Origin of the sequence: Micromonospora sp. NPDC048887 (assembly GCF_040649715.1) — a bacterium.
Lineage (GTDB): Bacteria > Actinomycetota > Actinomycetes > Mycobacteriales > Micromonosporaceae > Micromonospora.
Map to the genome: position 1 here is coordinate 1410 of NZ_JBEZGA010000018.1, position 16671 is coordinate 18080.

14 protein-coding genes are annotated in these 16671 nt (G+C 76.1%); 13 read left to right on the forward strand and 1 reads right to left on the reverse strand.

Going from position 1 to position 16671, the window contains the following annotated elements; genetic code table 11:
- The first annotated feature begins 692 nt into the window (after positions 1-692).
- Positions 693-1703: a Replicase polyprotein 1ab gene (locus tag AB0C17_RS23850; protein WP_357480590.1), complete on the forward strand. Its 1011-nt coding sequence runs from the start codon at positions 693-695 to the stop codon at positions 1701-1703.
- Positions 1700-2770: an HAD-IIA family hydrolase gene (locus tag AB0C17_RS23855; protein WP_357388288.1), complete on the forward strand. Its 1071-nt coding sequence runs from the start codon at positions 1700-1702 to the stop codon at positions 2768-2770. The genes AB0C17_RS23850 and AB0C17_RS23855 overlap by 4 nt, the downstream gene beginning before the upstream one ends.
- A 12-nt stretch (positions 2771-2782) precedes the next feature.
- On the opposite strand, the gene AB0C17_RS23860 is transcribed toward AB0C17_RS23855, so the two are convergent.
- A complete protein-coding gene (locus tag AB0C17_RS23860; protein WP_357388290.1) occupies positions 2783-3118 on the reverse strand; it encodes an SCP2 sterol-binding domain-containing protein in 336 nt (111 codons plus the stop codon).
- A gap of 111 nt (positions 3119-3229) precedes the next feature.
- Between AB0C17_RS23860 and AB0C17_RS23865 the strand changes: the two genes are divergently transcribed.
- From AB0C17_RS23865 to AB0C17_RS23915, 11 genes are all read left to right on the forward strand, one after another.
- Entirely contained in the window at positions 3230-3889 is a 660-nt protein-coding gene (locus AB0C17_RS23865) for a hypothetical protein (protein ID WP_357480567.1), read from the forward strand.
- Positions 3886-4113 carry a hypothetical protein gene (locus AB0C17_RS23870; RefSeq protein WP_357388294.1) on the forward strand — a complete coding sequence of 76 codons (228 nt, stop codon included), beginning with the start codon at positions 3886-3888 and terminating at the stop codon, positions 4111-4113. Before AB0C17_RS23865 ends, AB0C17_RS23870 begins: the two co-directional genes overlap by 4 nt.
- Before the next feature lie 21 nt (positions 4114-4134).
- Positions 4135-4983, forward strand: a complete 849-nt coding sequence (locus AB0C17_RS23875; protein WP_357388296.1) for a TlyA family RNA methyltransferase — start codon at positions 4135-4137, stop codon at positions 4981-4983.
- Positions 4980-5864 (forward strand): NAD kinase, encoded by an 885-nt coding sequence (locus tag AB0C17_RS23880; RefSeq protein WP_013285580.1) that lies wholly within the window; start codon positions 4980-4982, stop codon positions 5862-5864. The genes AB0C17_RS23875 and AB0C17_RS23880 overlap by 4 nt, the downstream gene beginning before the upstream one ends.
- A gap of 531 nt (positions 5865-6395) precedes the next feature.
- A complete protein-coding gene (gene recN / locus AB0C17_RS23885) occupies positions 6396-8153 on the forward strand; it encodes a DNA repair protein RecN (RefSeq protein ID WP_357388298.1) in 1758 nt (585 codons plus the stop codon).
- A 118-nt stretch (positions 8154-8271) separates the two neighbouring features.
- Positions 8272-9450: a putative cytokinetic ring protein SteA gene (gene steA / locus AB0C17_RS23890; protein WP_357388300.1), complete on the forward strand. Its 1179-nt coding sequence runs from the start codon at positions 8272-8274 to the stop codon at positions 9448-9450.
- Positions 9451-9478: 28 nt separating this feature from the next.
- Entirely contained in the window at positions 9479-10420 is a 942-nt protein-coding gene (locus AB0C17_RS23895; protein WP_357388302.1) for a copper transporter, read from the forward strand.
- 60 nt (positions 10421-10480) lie between these two features.
- Complete coding sequence (locus AB0C17_RS23900; protein WP_357388304.1) at positions 10481-11344, forward strand: hypothetical protein; 864 nt, start codon at positions 10481-10483, stop codon at positions 11342-11344.
- Between the two features lies 1 nt (position 11345).
- On the forward strand, positions 11346-13043 hold the full coding sequence (locus AB0C17_RS23905; RefSeq protein ID WP_357388306.1) for a lipid II flippase MurJ: 1698 nt from the start codon (positions 11346-11348) through the stop codon (positions 13041-13043).
- Positions 13040-14173, forward strand: coding sequence for a glycosyltransferase family 4 protein (locus tag AB0C17_RS23910; RefSeq protein WP_357480570.1), 1134 nt, complete (start codon positions 13040-13042; stop codon positions 14171-14173). Before AB0C17_RS23905 ends, AB0C17_RS23910 begins: the two co-directional genes overlap by 4 nt.
- On the forward strand, positions 14173-16530 hold the full coding sequence (locus AB0C17_RS23915) for a hypothetical protein (RefSeq protein ID WP_357388310.1): 2358 nt from the start codon (positions 14173-14175) through the stop codon (positions 16528-16530). The genes AB0C17_RS23910 and AB0C17_RS23915 overlap by 1 nt, the downstream gene beginning before the upstream one ends.
- Positions 16531-16671 lie beyond the last annotated feature (141 nt).

A 16671-nucleotide genomic window follows, 5' to 3' on the forward strand; every position in this document is an offset into this window, starting at 1 on the left:
CGGACCGCCGTGAGGGTGGTGCCCGTGAGGGCGGCTTCCGGGGCGGTGACCGTCGCGAGAGCGGCGCCCGTGACGGTGGTTTCCGGGGCGGTGACCGCCGTGAGGGTGGTGCCCGTGAGGGCGGCTTCCGGGGCGGTGACCGTCGCGAGAGCGGCGCCCGTGACGGTGGTTTCCGGGGCGGTGACCGTCGCGAGGGTGGTGCCCGTGAGGGCGGCTTCCGGGGCGGCGACCGTCGCGAAGGCGGTTACCAGGGAGGCGACAACCGCCGGGAGAGCTACGCCGGCGGCGACCGTCGCGAGGGCGGTTACCAGGGAGGCGATCGCCGTGAGGGCGGCTTCCGTGGTGGCGACCGTGACGGTGGCTTCCGGCGCGACGATCGTCGCGACGACCGGCGGCCGGGCGGCTTCCGGGGCGAACGCGACGGTGAGCGCCGTGGCTACGGCGACCGGCCGGGTGGCGACGACCGCCGTGGCAACTACGGCCCGCAGCGGGAGCGCCGGGACGAGCGGGGCGAGGGGCGTACCGGCGAGGCGCCGGAGCTGCCGGACGACGTCGTCGCGAGCGACCTCGACTCGGCCGTGCGGGCGGAGCTGCTCTCCCTCGCCAAGCCGGTGGCGGAGACCGTCGCCCGGCACCTGGTCGCGACCGGTCTGCTGATCGACGAGGACCCGCAGCTGGCGCTGGCGCACGCCATGGCGGCCCGCCGGCTCGCCTCGCGGATCGCCGCCGTGCGGGAGGCCGTCGGACTGGCCGCGTACCACGCCGGTGAATGGCAGACCGCCATCGCCGAGCTGCGGACGTACCACCGGATGAGCGGGCTGCAGAGCCACCTGGCGGTGCTGGCCGACTGCGAGCGGGCGCTGGGCCGGCCGGAGCGGGCCATCGACCTGTTCCGCGGCGCCGACCGCGACAAGCTCGACCAGGCCGTCGCGATCGAGCTGCTGATCGTGGCTGCCGGGGCGCGTGGCGACCTCGGGCAGAAGGACGCCGCGGTGGCGATGCTCCAGGTCCGCGAGCTGACCGGCGACTCGACCGAGCCGTGGGCGGCGCGGCTGCGCTACGCGTACGCGGACGCCCTGCTGGCGGTGGGCCGGCGCGAGGAGGCGCGGGAGTGGTTCTCCCGGGCCGCCGACGTCGACTCCGAGGGTGAGACCGACGCCGCCGAGCGGCTGCTGGAGCTGGACGGCGTGGTCATCGAGGGCGACGACGAGCCGGAGGACGACGCGGACGCGTCCGAGCCGTCGGCCGGGGCCGCCCGCGACAATGACGACGACGAGGATGACCTCGACGACGACGACGACGATGACCTCGACGACGACGACGACGACGACGATGATGACGATGATGACGATGACGACGACCTCGACGACGACGAGGATGACGACGACCGGGATGACGACGCGCGGCTGAGCGAGGACGACTCCGCCTCGGGTGCGGGCGGGGACGCGGCGCGGGCCGGCTACCGGGACCGGGACGCCGGCGATCTGGACGACGACGAGCTGACCGACGCCGAGGCCGGCTCGCTCGCGGCCGGCACCACGGCGGCCACCGCCGAGGCACCGACCACGCCGGCCACGACCACGCCGGACACCGGCGTGACCGGCGACGGCCCGGCGGCCGACGTCGCCCCGGCGGACGAGGCCGGCCGGCCCGCGCCGAGTGACGCCACGGGCGGCGAGGGCGAGGCGGCGGAGCGCCGATGACCGGGTACGCCGGTGACACCGCCTCCGGCGCGGATCGGGGAGAACCCGACCGCGCCGGGGCGGGCGGTCGGCTGGTTGACGCGTACTCGCTCGTGGTCTTCGACCTCGACGGCGTGATCTACCTGATCGACCGGCCCATCCCCGGCGCGGTCGAGGCGGTCGGCCGGCTGCACGCCGAGGGGCGCGCGGTCGCGTACGCGACGAACAACGCCTCCCGCCGCTCCAGCGAGGTGGCCGACCTGCTCACCGGCATGGGCGTTCCGGCCGAGCCGGCGGAGGTGCTCACCTCCGCGGCCGCCACCGCCGAACTGCTCCGCGACCGGCTGCCCGAAGGTGCGCCAGTGCTCGTGGTCGGCGCGGAGGCGCTGCGCGCCGAGCTGCGCGCGGTGGGCCTGCGGCCGGTGTCCACTGCCGACGAGGAGCCCGCCGCGGTGGCACAGGGCTACGGCCCGCAGGTCGGCTGGTCCGACCTGGCCGAGGCGTCCCTCGCGGTACGCGCGGGCGCGCCCTGGTACGCCACGAACACCGACCGCACGCTGCCCAGCCCGCGCGGCCCGCTGCCGGGCAACGGCTCGCTCGTCGCGGTGCTGCGTACCGCGCTGGGCCGCGACCCCGACGTGGTGGTGGGCAAGCCGGAGCCGGCGCTGTTCACCACCGCCGCGCGGCGGGCCGGGGCCGGGCGCACCCTCGTGGTGGGCGACCGGCTGGACACCGACATCGAGGGCGCCCGCCGGGCCGGGCTGGACAGCCTGCTGGTGCTCACCGGTGTCAGCGACGCCGCCGAGTTGCTGGCCACGCCGCAGGAGCGTCGCCCCGCGTACGTCTCGTTCGACCTGGCGGGTCTGTTCGACCCGGCCGCTGTGGTGGCCGTGCCGGGCCCGGAGAACGCGGGCGGCTGGGCGGTGACGGAGTCCGGCGGGGATCTCGTGCTCGACGGCGCGGGACCGCCGCTGGCGGCCCTCGCCGCGCTGTGCGGGGTGGCCTGGTCGACGGCGGCCGGGCCGTGCGTGCGGGCGCAGTCCCCGGCGGCGGCCGAGGCGCTCGCCGCGTTCGGCCTCGACGGCTGAGGCGCCGGCCGCTCAGAGCAGCTTGCGGAGCTTCATCAGGTCGAACGGGTTCGCCTTGATCGAGACCCGGCGGGAGGCCACCGCCGACATCACGTCGAGCCGGCCGTGCACCAGCGCGACGAGGTCGTCGCTGCCGGTGGTCAGCGCGATCTTCGCCTTCGGGTCGTCGCCGTCGGCGAGGTCGACCAGCCGGCCACCCTCCAGCCGCCCGTGGAACGCGGTGCCGAGGTCGGTGATCCGGCAGGCCAGGGTGCGGTCCAGGTCGATGCGCCCCTGCGCCTCGGCGTTGCGGTCCAGCCGCGCGGCCAGGTCCTGCAACGCCTGCCGGCACTCGTCCACGCTGGCCACATCGTCTCCTCACCACGAACCACGCCGTTCCCGGCACCGTACCGCAATGGGACGTCCGGGGTCCCCGGTAGCGTGGCACCTGCACACCTCGCCCCGCGGAAGGACTCAGGCATGCAGGACGCGTGGCGCGCCTACCTCGAGCTGGCCATGGGCCTGACGGAGGCGCCCCGGAAGAAGGCACAGGACGCGGTCATGCGCGTCGTCGGCCAGGGCGGCGCGACCGCCGCCCAGATCCAGACGCTCGCCGAGGAACTGGTGGCGACCGGCCTGGCGAACCGGGAGTCGCTGACCAAGCTGGTCCGCTTCGAGGTGGACCGGGCACTGGGCGCGGTCGGGCTGGCCACCGCCGACGAGGTCGCCGAGCTGACCCGCCGGGTGCACGACCTGGAGCGGCAGTTGCGTGAGGCGCGCGGCCACCTCGGGCCGGGCGAGACGGCGCCCGCCACCCCGTCCGCCCCCGCCACCGCGCCGTCGGGGGCGGCTGCCTCTCCGCAGACCGGGCCCGCGCACGCTGAGTCGTCCGAGGCAGCACCGGCCGGGACCGAGCCGCCGGCGAAGACGGGCTCGCCCGCCGCGTCCTCCCCGGCGACGACGCCGACGAAGGCCCCCGCGACGACTCCGACGAAGGCGGTGGCGAAGAAGACGGTGGCCAAGAAGGCGATCGCGAAGAAGCCGCCGGCCACCGTGGCCCGTACCCCCGCCGACGATTCGCCCGCCGCGCCCGCCCGGCCGGCGAAGAAGGCCACCGGGCGCCGGGCGGCCGGGTCGTGACCGCGCCCCGGCCCGGCCCGCAGCCGGGCCCGCGGCCCGGGCCACCCCCGGGGGTACGGCCCGCGCCGGTCGAGGAGGTCGGCGAGGCCCGGCACCCGGCGGTCGACGCCGCGGTGCTCGGCATGGCCAACGCCGAGGCGCTCGCCCCGGCCGACCAGATCGCCCAGTACGAGGCGGCGTACGAGACGCTGCGCGAGACCCTCGCCACCATCGACCAGGCCTGAGCAGAGGCGGAGACACACCTGATGGCTCGTCGTACCCGGCTGGACGCCGAACTGGTCCGGCGCGGGCTGGCCCGCTCCCGGGAACAGGCCGCCGCGCTCGTGGAGGCCGGTCGCGTGCAGCTGCGCGGAGTGCAGGCGCGCAAGGCCGCCGCGATGGTCGACCCGGCCGATCCACTGCTGGTCACCGGCGAGGACCCGGCCGACGCATACGTCTCCCGGGGCGGCCACAAGCTGGCCGGCGCACTCGCCGCGTTCGCCCCCGGCGGGCTGACCGTCACCGGCCGGCGCTGCCTGGACGCCGGCGCGTCGACGGGCGGTTTCACCGACGTGCTGCTGCGCGGCGGCGCCGCCGAGGTGGTCGCCGTGGACGTCGGCTACGGGCAGCTCGCCTGGTCGCTGCGGACCGACGAGCGGGTCCGGGTGTTCGAGCGCACCAACGTGCGTACCCTCACGCCGGAGGCGATCGGCGGCCCGGTCGACCTGACGGTGGCCGACCTGTCGTTCATCTCACTGCGGCTGGTGCTGCCCGCGCTGGCCGCGTGCACCGGCCCCGGCGGTGATCTGGCGCTGATGGTCAAGCCGCAGTTCGAGGTCGGCAAGGAGCGCGTCGGCGCTGGCGGCGTGGTCCGTGATCCGGCGCTGCGGGCCGAGGCGGTGCTCGACGTGGCCGCGACGGCCGCCGGCCTCGGCCTCGGCCTGGCCGGCGTGGCGGCCAGCCCGCTGCCCGGCCCGAGCGGCAACGTCGAGTTCTTCGTATGGTTGCGCGGGGACGCGCCCGCCGCGGACCCGGAGCGGGTCCGCGCGGTGGTGGCCGCCGGCCCGCAGGGCGCCGCCGCGACGGCGGCCACGACCGAGGAGGTGTCCGGGTGAGCCGTACCGCGCTGCTGGTCACGCACACCGGCCGTCGACGCAGCACCGAGCACGCCCGCGCGGTGGCCGCCGACCTGATCGCCGCCGGTTTCGAGGTGCGGGTGGTGGCCGAGGAGGCCGACGACCTGGACCTGCCGGGCGTGGTGCCGGTGACCGGCCCGGAGGCCGCCGAGGGCGCCGAGATCGTGTTCGCGCTCGGCGGGGACGGCACGTTCCTGCGCGCCGCCGAGCTGGCCCGACCGGCCAAGGTGCCGCTGCTCGGCATCAACCTGGGCAAGGTCGGCTTCCTCGCCGAGGCGGAGATCGACGACCTGGACACCGCCGTACGCGACGTGGTCGACCGCAACTACACGGTGGACGAGCGGCTCACCCTCGACGTCACCGCCGAGTTCGAGGGCGGGCCGACAATCGAGTCGTGGGCGCTCAACGAGATCAGTGTGGAGAAGGGCGAGCGCGCCCAGATGCTGGAGCTGCTCGTGGACGTGGACGGCCGGCCGCTGTCCCGGTACGGCTGCGACGGCGTGATCTGCGCGACCCCGACCGGCTCGACCGCGTACGCGTTCTCCGGCGGCGGGCCGGTGGTCTGGCCCGAGGTGGAGGCGCTGCTGCTGGTGCCGATCAGCGCGCACGCGTTGTTCAGCCGCCCGCTGGTGACCGCGCCGACGTCGACGTTCGTCATCACCGTCGACCCGTTCACCACCCTGGCGGTGCTCTGCTGTGACGGCCGGCGCGTCTACGACCTGCCGCCCGGCGCCCGGGTCACGGTGCGCCGGGGCACGCTGCCGGTGCGCATCGTGCGGCTGCGGGCCCGCCCGTTCACCGACCGGCTGGTGGCCAAGTTCGACCTGCCCGTGCAGGGCTGGCGGGGCAACCGCCGCTGACCAGCGGCTCAGCGGAAATTCTCCGTTCGGCCCACCGGCCCCGGCGCTCGCGCGCGTTACGGTGGGCGTACGGGCCGCGAAGAGGTGAGTCCGGGCGCGGCGGTGAGGCCCGTCGTTTCCCGGATGCGGCCCGTCTGTCGCGGGCTCGGCCAGGGGGTGGTCGGGACCGCGACGGTCGGGACGCCGGAGCGTCGCAGCCGGCCCGCGGCGGGCGGACCGGCACGCCGAGTCCGGTCGGGTGTCGACCCCGGCCGGGCCGACAGGTCGCAGGGCCGCCGCCGGAGGAAGCGGCGGCACGCGAACTGGGCGACGCGGTCTCCGGCGTCCCGGCCCCACTCCGTCGTGCCCGTGTCGACCTGGCGCCGATGCGGCGTCCCGGTGACCCGGCGCCGGGCCGACAAGGACGACCTGGGCGCACTGTGGACGTCGCCGCGGGAGGCGCCGCATCGGCACGGGCTGAACCGTACGGGTGCCCGCGCCCCGCCCGGGCGGCTGGTCAACTGTCACACGGCGGGGCTACTGTCGGGTGCTGTGCTGGAAGAGCTGCGCATCACCGGACTGGGCGTCATCGAGGACACCACGCTGCCGCTGGCCGCGGGGATGAACGTCATCACCGGCGAGACCGGCGCCGGCAAGACCATGGTGGTGACCGGCCTCGGCCTGCTCTTCGGCGGCCGCGCCGACGCCGGCCGGGTGCGCGCCCAGCCGGGCCGCGCGGTCGTGGAGGGCCGGCTGCGGCTGGGCGGCCGGGTGGCCGAGTCGGTGCACGCCCGGATCCTCGACGCCGGTGGCGAGCCCGACGAGGACGGCGCGCTGCTGCTCAGCCGCACCGTCACCATCGAGGGCCGCTCGCGCGCGCACCTGGGCGGTCGCGCCATGCCGGTGGCCACGCTCGGCGAGGTCGGCGAGCAGGTGCTGGCCGTGCACGGCCAGTCCGACCAGCTGCGCCTGCTGCGCCCGGCCGAGCAGCGCGCCTCGCTCGACCGGTTCGCCGGGCCGGAGCACGAGAAGCTGCTCGACGCGCTGCGCGAGACGTACGCCAGGTGGCGCACAGTCGTCGATGACCTGGCCGACCGGCGGCGCAACGCCCGGGAGCGCAACCAGGAGGCCGACCTGCTGCGCCTGGGCCTGGACGAGATCACCCGGGTCGACCCGCAGCCGGGGGAGGACGAGGAGCTGAAGGCCGAGGCGCAGCGGCTGGAGCACGCCGAGGGGCTGCGCACCGCCGCGCAGGTGGCGCAGCAGTGCGTGGCCGGTGGCGTGGAGCCGGCCGACGAGACGCCGGACGCGAGCGCGCTGCTCGGCACCGCGCGGCGCACCCTCGAGGCGCAGGCCGGCACCGACCCGGCGCTGGGTGAGCTGGCGGCCCGGCTGGAGGAGGCGGCCACGCTCGTCACCGACGTGTCAGCGGAGCTGTCGGCCTATCTGGCCGCGCTGGACGCCGACCCGGCCCGCCTGCAGACCGTCTACGAGCGGCGGGCCGCGCTGCGCGGGCTGACCCGCAAGTACGCCGACGACGTCGACGGCGTGGTGGCGTGGGCCGAGCGGGCCCGGACCCGGCTGTCCGATCTGGACACCTCCGACGAGTTGCTGGACGAGCTGGACCGCGAGGCGACCCGGCTCGCCGGTGAGGTGGCCGACCTCGCCGGCCGGCTGTCGGCGTCCCGGCGGGAGGCAGCGGTCCGCTTCGCCGAGGAGGTGACCGTCGAGCTGGCCGGGCTGGCCATGCCGCACGCCCGCATCGAGGTGGCGGTGCTGCCGCGCCCGGCGGGCCGGTCCGAGCCGAGCCTGCCGGTCAACGGCGTCGAGACCGGCGTCGGCGCGGACGGCGCCGACGAGGTGGAGCTGCGGTTGCTGGCGCACCCGGGCGCACCGGCGCTGCCGTTGCAGAAGGGCGCCTCCGGCGGCGAGCTGTCCCGGGTGATGCTCGCCATCGAGGTGGTCTTCGCCGGTTCCGGTGGCCCGCCCACGCTGGTGTTCGACGAGGTCGACGCGGGGGTCGGCGGCCAGGCCGCGGTGGAGATCGGTCGCCGGCTGGCCCGGCTGGCCCGCAGCCACCAGGTGCTCGTGGTCACGCACCTGCCGCAGGTGGCCGCGTTCGCGGACCGGCACCTGGTGGTGGCCAAGGACACCGGGGGAGCGGTCACCACCAGCGGGGTGCGTGTGGTGGAGGACACCGAGCGCGCCCGCGAACTGGCCCGGATGCTCGCCGGTTTGCCGGACTCGGATCTGGGTATCGCCCACGCCGAGGAACTCCTGGCAGTGGCGGCCAAGGAAAGGCGTCCGTGATACCCCGATTGTGAGCGCAAGCACACCGGCGCGGGTCCCGGTGTGCTTCCCTGGGTAGGCGGCCCTGCTCAGGCATGTCGCGACAGCAAAACCTGCCTCACATGCCAGGATGGTCACGATGCGTCTACCCACACTGCGCCGGAGCCGGAACCCGGAGCCGGGCTCCATCGTCGGCACCGCGCGCCTGGACCGCCGGACGAAACGGCTGGTCGGGCGGCTGCGGCCCGGCGACATCGCGGTCATCGACCATGTCGACCTGGACCGGGTGGCGGCCGACTCGCTCGTCGCGGTGGGTGTGGCGGCGGTGCTGAACGCGAAGCCGTCGGTCTCCGGCCGCTATCCGAACCTCGGGCCCGAGGTGTTGGTCTCGGCCGGCATCCCGCTGCTGGACGATCTCGGCGAGGGCGTCTTCGAGCAGGTCCGCGAGGGCGACCGAATCCGCATCGAGGGCAACACCGTCTTCGCCGGCGAGGAGCCGGTCGCGCACGGCTCACTGCAGGACGCCGAGACCGTGGCCAAGTCGATGGCCGACGCCCGGGAGGGCCTGTCGGTGCAGTTGGAGGCGTTCGCCGCCAACACGATGGACTACCTGCGGCAGGAACGCGACCTGCTGCTCGACGGCGTCGGCGTGCCGGAGATCCAGACCCAGATCCAGGGCCGGCACTGCCTGATCGTGGTGCGCGGCTACGACTACAAGGCCGACCTGGACGTGCTGCGCCCGTACATCAGGGAGTTCAAGCCGGTGCTGATCGGCGTGGACGGCGGGGCCGACGCGCTGGTCGAGGCGGGCTACACGCCTGACATGATCATTGGGGACATGGACTCGGTCACCGACGACGTGCTGCGCTGCGGCGCCGAGGTGATCGTGCACGCCTACCCGGACGGGCGGGCGCCCGGTCTGGCCCGGGTCAACGGGCTCGGCGTGCCGGCGATCACCTTCCCGGCGGCGGCCACCAGCGAGGACCTGGCCATGCTGCTGGCCGATGAGAAGGGCGCCTCGCTCCTGGTGGCGGTGGGCACCCACGCCACCCTCGTCGAGTTCCTGGACAAGGGACGCGGCGGCATGGCGTCGACGTTCCTGACCCGGCTCAAGGTGGGCGGCAAGCTGGTCGACGCCAAGGGCGTCAGCCGGCTCTACCGGCAGAGCATCTCCGGGTCGTCGCTGCTGCTGCTGGTCCTGTCGGCGCTGGCCGCCATGGCCTCCGCCGTGGCGGTCTCCACCGTCGGGAAGGCGTATCTGGGCGTGGTCTCCGAATGGTGGGACAATTTCGTGTTCCAACTCGGCCAGCTCTTCTAGCCCTCCCGACGATCAAGAGGCTGCAAGCGTGATCAACTTTCGTTACCACGTGGTGTCCCTGACCGCGGTGTTCCTGGCACTGGCGATCGGCCTGGTGGTCGGCACGGCCGCCCTCAACGGGCCGGTCGCCGACTCGCTCCGGGAGCAGGTGAACGGCCTGCGTAAGGACAACTCGCTGATGCGCCAGTCGGTGAACAGCATGCAGAAGCAGTTGGAGACCGAGGAGGACTTCGCCGGCGAGATGGCCCAGCTCGTCCTGCCCGGCAAGCTGACCAGCCGCCGGGTGCTGGTGCTCACCCTGCCGACCGGCCGCGACCAGGCCGACGGCGTGGTGAAGATGCTCCAGACCGCCGGCGCCGACATCACCGGACGGATCAACGTCCAGGACAAGTTCGTCAACCCGGACAGCAACAACAACCTGCTGGAGCTGGCGGTCACCGCGGCCCGGCCGAACAGCGCGCCGACCGGCAACCTGCCCGGCAACGGGCACGGCGTGGAGACCTCCAGCGCGCTGCTGGCCAACGTGCTCGTCGACCGTCCGGCCGGAAGCCCGCCGGTCAGCGAGGCCGACCGGCGTGCCGTGCTGGAGCAGTACGCCACCGCCGGGTACCTCACCCCGGCGGACCGGATCTCCACCGCCGCCGAGGCGGTGGTGATGGTCACCGGCCAGCCGTACGTGGACAAGGACTCGGCGAAGAAGGACGAGTCGGTGGTGAAGATCGCCGAGCAGTTCGACCGGGCCGGCGCGCTGGTGGTGGCCGGCATGGGCTCGACCGGCGGGAACCTCGTCTCCGTGGTCCGCGGTGACCCGGTGCTGTCGCAGACCATCTCCACCGTCGACAACGCCAACACCGTGCAGGGTCAGCTCGCCACCAGCCTCGCCCTGGCGGAGCAGCTCACCGACAAGAAGACCGGCCAGTACGGCGTGGGCGACAACGCCGCCACCCGGGTGCCTACACTGCCCCGGTGACCGCTCCGGGCCGCCCGGTCCGTGCCGCGTCGCGTTCGAAGTCCGGATCGAGGAGGTCCCGTGAGACTGGGTCGGCTGCTGGCCGTGGGCGCGGGCGCACTGGCCGCCCGCTACGTGCTGCGCCAGACGCGCACGTCGCCGGGCGGGCCGGCGCTGGAACGCACCAACTACCGGGGCCGCACGGTGACCCTGGCCGCCGGTCCGGCCCTGGCCGTCGGCGCGGCCACCGGGGCCGCGCTGGGCGCCGGTAGCGCACCGGCCGGCGCCGCCGCGCTCGTCGCCGGGCTCGGCGCGGGCGCTGTCGGCCTCTACGACGACGTGGTCGGCGCCCGTCCCGAGCAGAAGGCCGCCAAGGGCTTCGCCGGGCACCTCGCCGCGCTGCGGGAGGGGCAGATCACCGCCGGGATGGTGAAGGTCGCCGGGGTGGGCGTGGCCGGGCTGGGCGCCGCGGCGCTGCTGGCCGCCGACCGCCGGGTCGCCGCGCACCCGCGCCGCCGCAGCGCCGGGGCGTTCGGCCGCGGGGTCGACGTGCTGCTCGGCGCCGGCGTGGTGGCCGGCACCGCCAACCTGGTCAACCTGCTCGACCTGCGGCCCGGCCGGGCGCTGAAGTCCGGCATGCTGCTCGGCGTGCCGCTGACCACCGGCCCGTACGGCGGCGTCGCGGCGGGCGCTGTCGGCGCCTCGGCGGCACTGGTCGGCGACGACCTCGGCGAGCGCGTCATGGTGGGCGACAGCGGCGCCAACGCCCTGGGCGCGCTGCTCGGGGTGAGCCTCGCCGCGCGTACCGGGCCACTGGGCCGGGCCGGGGTGCTGGCCGTGCTCGCCGCGCTCACCGCCGCCAGCGAGAAGGTCAGCTTCACCCAGGTGATCGCGTCCACGCCCGGGCTGCGGCATCTCGACGAGCTGGGCCGGCTCTCGGACTGACGTGACGAAACCGGCTCCTCTCGCCGCCGCCGGCCGGGTCGCCGGGGCGGCCGCCCTCATCGCCGTCCTCACCGTGTTCAGCCGGCTCGCCGGCTTCGGCCGGACCGCCGTGTTCACCTGGACGCTGTCCACCAGCGACCTCGGCGGCGCCTACGTGGTGGCGAACTACGTCCCGAACTTCATTTTCGAGATCGTCGCCGGTGGCGCGCTCGCCAGTCTCGTCGTACCGCTGCTGGCCGGCGCGGTCGAGGCGGGTGACCGGCGGGCGGTGGCCGCCACGACGGGCGCGCTGCTGACCTGGACCTTGACCCTGCTGGTTCCGCTGGCCGTGCTGGTGGCGGTGTTCGCCGATCCGCTGCCGGGCCTGATCGGCAACGGTCTCAGCACGGCCCAGCAGGAGTCCGGGGCGCGGATGCTGCGCGTGTTCGCGCCGCAGCTGCCGCTGTACGGCGTGGGCATCGTGCTGACCGGCGTGCTCCAGGCGCACCGCCGCTTCGCCTGGCCGGTGATCGCGCCGCTGCTGTCCAGCGTCACTGTCATCGCCGTCTACCTCGGCTTCACCGCCACCGAGGGGCGGCTGGCCACGATCGGCGAGGCCGGGCGCGGCGGCGAGTTCCTGCTGTCCGCCGGCACCACGCTCGGCGTGGTGGTGCTCTCGCTGTCGCTGCTGATCCCGCTGCGCCGGCTGCGGCTGCGGATCCGGCCGGGCTACCGGTTCCCGGCCGACGCACGGGCCCGGGTCGGCGGTCTGGCGGTCGCCGGGGTGGTCACCGTGACCGCGCAGCAGATCGCGCTGGTGGTCGCGCTCAACCAGGTCACCTACGGCCGGACCGCCGACGTCGGCGTCTACAACCTGGCCCAGACCGTCTACTTCCTGCCCTGGGCGGTGCTGGCGGTGCCGCTGGCGGTGGCCGCGTACCCGACGCTCGTGGCGGCCCGGGCCACCGGCGACGAGCGTGCCTACCGGGAGACGCTGGCCCCGGCGGTACGCGGCGTCGTGCTGCTCAGCCTGCTCGGCGCCGCCGCGCTGGTCGGCACCGCCATTCCGGTCGGGCACTTCTTCTTCGCCGACCCGCTCGACGCGCGTACCGCGGCGGCCGCGATCGCCGGGTTCGCGCCCGGCCTCGTCGGCTACGGCCTGTTCGCGGTCCTCACCCGCGCCCTGTACGCGCGCGGCGAGACGCGCCGGGCCACGGTCGCCACCGCGCTCGGCTGGCTCAGCGTGCCCGCGCTCGCCGTCCTCGCCGCCCAGGCGCTCCCGCTCGCCGACCGGGTGCTCGCGGTGACGCTGGCGAGCTCCGCCGGGATGCTGCTGCTCGGCGTGCTGCTGCTCGTCGCGGTCCGGCGGGCCGCCGGTGGCGGGGCGCTCGCCGGTGCGGGCCGGGCCGGCGCCGCCGGGCTGCTCGCCGCCGTCGTCGCGGCGGCCGGCGGGACGGCCGTCGCGGCGGGACTCGCCGGGCTCGGCGACGGCACCCCGACGACACCGCGGGCGCTCGCGCAGGGCATGCTGTCCGGGGTCGTGGTCGGTGTCCTGTTCCTGGCCGTCGCCTGGCTGACCGACGCCCGCGACCTGCGGCCGCTGCTCGCGGCCGTGACCCGCCGGCTACGCCGGCGACGCCCGGCCGGCGGGGACGACGGCCCGCCGGCGCAGCAGCACCCCGGCGAGCGGGGTGACGGAAGGGAGACCGTTTCCTCATGACGGACGCCTCGCCGGCACCGCGCTGGCCCGGGTCGGTGGCCCTGGTGCTCGCCTCCAGCACCGGCGGGGTCGGGCAGCACGTGCGCTCGGTCAGCCGGGGGCTGACCGAGGCCGGCGCGTCCGTGCTGGTCTGCGGCCCGGCCGCCACCGAGGAACAGTTCGACTTCACCGCCGCCGGGGCCCGGTTCGCGCCGGTGGAGATCCCGGCCAGCCCCACGCCGGGCGACGCGCGCGCGGTCACCGCGCTGCGCCGGGCGCTCGCGGACACACCTGTCGACGTGGTGCACGCGCACGGGCTGCGCGCCGGCCTGGTCGCCGCGCTCGCCCGCCCCGCCGCGCCGCTGGTCGTCACCTGGCACAACGCGGTCCTCGCCGGTGGCCTGCGCGGCGCGGTGTCCCGGCTGGTCGAGCGGGTCGTCGCCCGGTCCGTGCGGGTCGCCCTGGGCGCCTCCGCCGACCTGGTCGACCGCGCCGCCGCGCTCGGCGCCGCCGACGCCCGCCTGGCCCCGGTCGCCGCGCCGGTGCTGCCCGCGCCGCGTCGCCGCCGCACCGCGGTACGCGCCGAGTTCGGCGTCGCCGCCGACCGTGAGCTGATCCTGTCAGTGGGTCGACTGCACCCGCAGAAGCGGTACGACGTGCTGATCGACGCCGCCGCCCGCTGGCGCACCCGCACCCCCGCCCCGCTCGTGGTGATCGCCGGCAGCGGTCCGGCGTACCTGCCGCTGGCCGCCCGGATCTCGGCCGCCCGCGCGCCGGTGACGCTGCTCGGGCACCGCACCGACGTGGCGGACCTGCTGGCCGGCGCCGACCTCGCCGTGGTGACCAGCGACTGGGAGGCCCGACAGTTGTTCGCGCAGGAGGCGCTGCGGGCGGGCGTGCCGCTCGTCGCGACCGCCGTCGGCGGGCTGCCGGACCTGGTCGGCGACGCCGCCGTGCTGGTGCCGCCCGGTGACGTGGACGCCGTCGACGCGGCGGTGCGCGACCTGCTCGACGACCCCGTACGCCGGGCCGAACTGGGTCGCCGTGGGGTGGTGCGGGCCGCTACCTGGCCCACCGAGGCGGACACCGTGGCCGCGCTCGCCGGCCTCTACGCCGAGCTGACGCCCCAGCTGTCGACCGGGAACCGCTGATGCTGCGCAGACTGACCCCGGTCCTGCTGACCCTGATCGTGGTGGCGCTGGGCATCACCGCGCTCTCCGCCCGTCCGGACGACGGCGCGTCCCGGCCCGGCGCCGACTTCGTGGTGCTCGTCGGCGCGGCGGGCCTGCGGTGGGACGACGTCGACCCGGAGAACACGCCGACGCTGTGGCGGATGGCCGAGCAGGGCGCGATCGGGTCGCTCTCGGTGCGCTCCGCGCACCGTCCCACCTGCCCGGTCGACGGGTGGCTCACGCTCGGCGCGGGGAACTACGCGGCGTGGCCCGGCGCCCGCCCGGGTGGCGGCTGCCCGGCCACCTCGGTCACCGTCGAGCGGCCCGACGGCATCGGCGCGAACCTGCCCGACCAGGCCGGCGCGGTGGCGCACAACCAGGACCAGCTCTCCTGGGGCGCCACGCCCGGCGCGCTGGCCGAGTCGGTGCGCTGCTCGGTGGCGGTCGGGCCGGGCGCCGCGGTGGCCGCCGCCCGCCCGTTCGGGCGGGTCGACAGGTACGCCCCCACGCTGCCCGAGGACCCGGCGGAACTGCTCGGCTCCTGCGTGCTGAGCATCGTCGACATCGGCACCGTCGACGACGACGACCGAGCCGTACGGGCCGTTCAGGCGCGGCAGGCCGACGCCCGGCTGGCCCGGGTGCTGGCCGCCCGGCCACCGCGCTCGCTGGTGCTCGTCGCGGGCGTGTCCGACACCGACTACCCGGCGCGGCTGCACGTGGCGGTCGCCGACGGCCCCGGCTGGGAGGGTGGCTGGCTGACCTCGCCGAGCACCGCCCGGTCCGGCTACCTGCAACTGATCGACCTGGCCCCGACGGTGCTCGCGGTGCTCGACAAGCCGATGCCGGACCGGGCGTTCCTCGGCCGGCCGGCGGTGACCGTCGACGACCGGCCGGACGACCTGCGGGCCGCGATCGAGGCGCCCGCCGACGCGGACCGGGAGGCCGCCGCCCAGCGCCGCGTCGCCGGCTGGTTCTTCACGCTGCTCGCCGCCGCCCAGCTCGCCCTCGCGGTGGCGGTGCTGCCGCTGCTGCGCCGGGCCCGCCGGCACGCCGGACCGCACGGGCCGGAACCGGTGTCCCGGCGGATCGTCGCAGTGGTGGAGCTGCTGCTGATCGCGGTCGCGCTGGCAGTGCCCGCGGCGCTGCTCGCCGACGCCGTGCCCTGGTGGCGGGGGGACCACGCCGGCCTGTGGTACGCGTCGGTGACCGCGCTGCTCATCGTCGGCGGCACGGCCCTGGTCCGGTTCACTCCCGGCCACGAGCGCACGCTCGGCCCGCTCGGCGCCGTCGCCGGGCTGGCCACGCTCGTCGTGGGTGTGGACGTGCTCACCGGCTCCCGGTTGCAGCTCAACGGCGTGGTCGGCTACTCGGCGCTGGAGGGCGGCCGGTACGCCGGTCTCGGCACCGTCGGGCTGGGCGTGTTCATCGCCGGGGCGCTGCTGAGCGGCGGCTGGCTCGCCCAGCGGTTCCGCAAGGGCTGGCGGCCGATGGTGATGGTGACCGTCGGCGGCCTGGCCGTCGTGATAGTGGGCAGCCCGTACCTGGGCGCCGACTCGATCGGGGCCATCGCGCTCACCGCCGGGGTGAGCGTCGCGGCCGCCATCTGCACCGGCGGCTGGCTCACCGTGAGCCGGCTGGCCTGGGCGACGATGGCCGCGCTCGCGGTCACCGTCGGCTTCGCCCTGGTCGACCTCGGTCGCCCGGCGGCCGAGCGGGGCAGCCTGGGCCGGTTCCTTGCCGCGCTCGGCGACGGCACCGGCGGGCTCACCGTGCACCGGTCCGGCAGCTCCAACTTCCAGACGCTGGTGAACAGCCCGCTGACAGTGCTGGCCCTGGCCGGGGCCGCGCTGGTCTGGCTAGCGCTGCTGCAGCCGTGGGGCGGGCTGATGCGGCTGTTCGGCATCTACCCGGCGATCCGGGCGGCGATGGCCGGCACCGGCGTGGCCGTCGGGCTGGGCGGCGTACTCGGCGGGCGGGCGCTGGACGTGGCCGGCGCGGCGGCGGCGCTCGTGGTGCCGATGGCGGCCCTCGCCGCGCTGCGGGTGCTGGACCACTCCACCGACCGTACGGTGCCCGACAGCGGGCGTCCCGGCGGGGAGACGGGCGCGGTCCCACCGGGCGGCGGGCCGGGCGGTGGCGGCGCGGCCGGTGACGGTTCCGGCGGCGACCGGGCGGCTGCCGACGGCGCGGCCGGGGCGGGCGACGGCCCGGGGGAGACCGGGAAGCCGGCCGGGCGGGACTCCGCAGGCGAGGAGGCGCCGGAGGGCCCACGTGCCGCCGGTGCGCGGATCCCCGCACAGCCGGCCCCGGCGTCCACCGAGATCCCCGCCGGCTGAACCGGACCGTCCGGGCCGCCGTGCCGGGTCGCCGCGCCGGGCCGGAGAGGGCCGTCGCGCCGGGCCGGAGAGGGTCGCCACCGGCCCCACGTGCGCCGACAGCGGGTGCGACGCCGGCTCACGGTCCGGATGGTGTTACCG

Excerpts from the sequence above, each read along its gene's own strand:
- AB0C17_RS23850 (WP_357480590.1), top strand. The coding sequence starts at position 693 with ATGGCGGCCCGCCGGCTCGCCTCGCGGATCGCCGCCGTGCGGGAGGCC.
- AB0C17_RS23855 (WP_357388288.1), top strand. The coding sequence starts at position 1,700 with ATGACCGGGTACGCCGGTGACACCGCCTCCGGCGCGGATCGGGGAGAA.
- AB0C17_RS23865 (WP_357480567.1), top strand. The coding sequence starts at position 3,230 with ATGCAGGACGCGTGGCGCGCCTACCTCGAGCTGGCCATGGGCCTGACG.
- AB0C17_RS23875 (WP_357388296.1), top strand. The coding sequence starts at position 4,135 with ATGGCTCGTCGTACCCGGCTGGACGCCGAACTGGTCCGGCGCGGGCTG.
- steA (WP_357388300.1), top strand. The coding sequence starts at position 8,272 with ATGCGTCTACCCACACTGCGCCGGAGCCGGAACCCGGAGCCGGGCTCC.
- AB0C17_RS23910 (WP_357480570.1), top strand. The coding sequence starts at position 13,040 with ATGACGGACGCCTCGCCGGCACCGCGCTGGCCCGGGTCGGTGGCCCTG.
- AB0C17_RS23915 (WP_357388310.1), top strand. The coding sequence starts at position 14,173 with ATGCTGCGCAGACTGACCCCGGTCCTGCTGACCCTGATCGTGGTGGCG.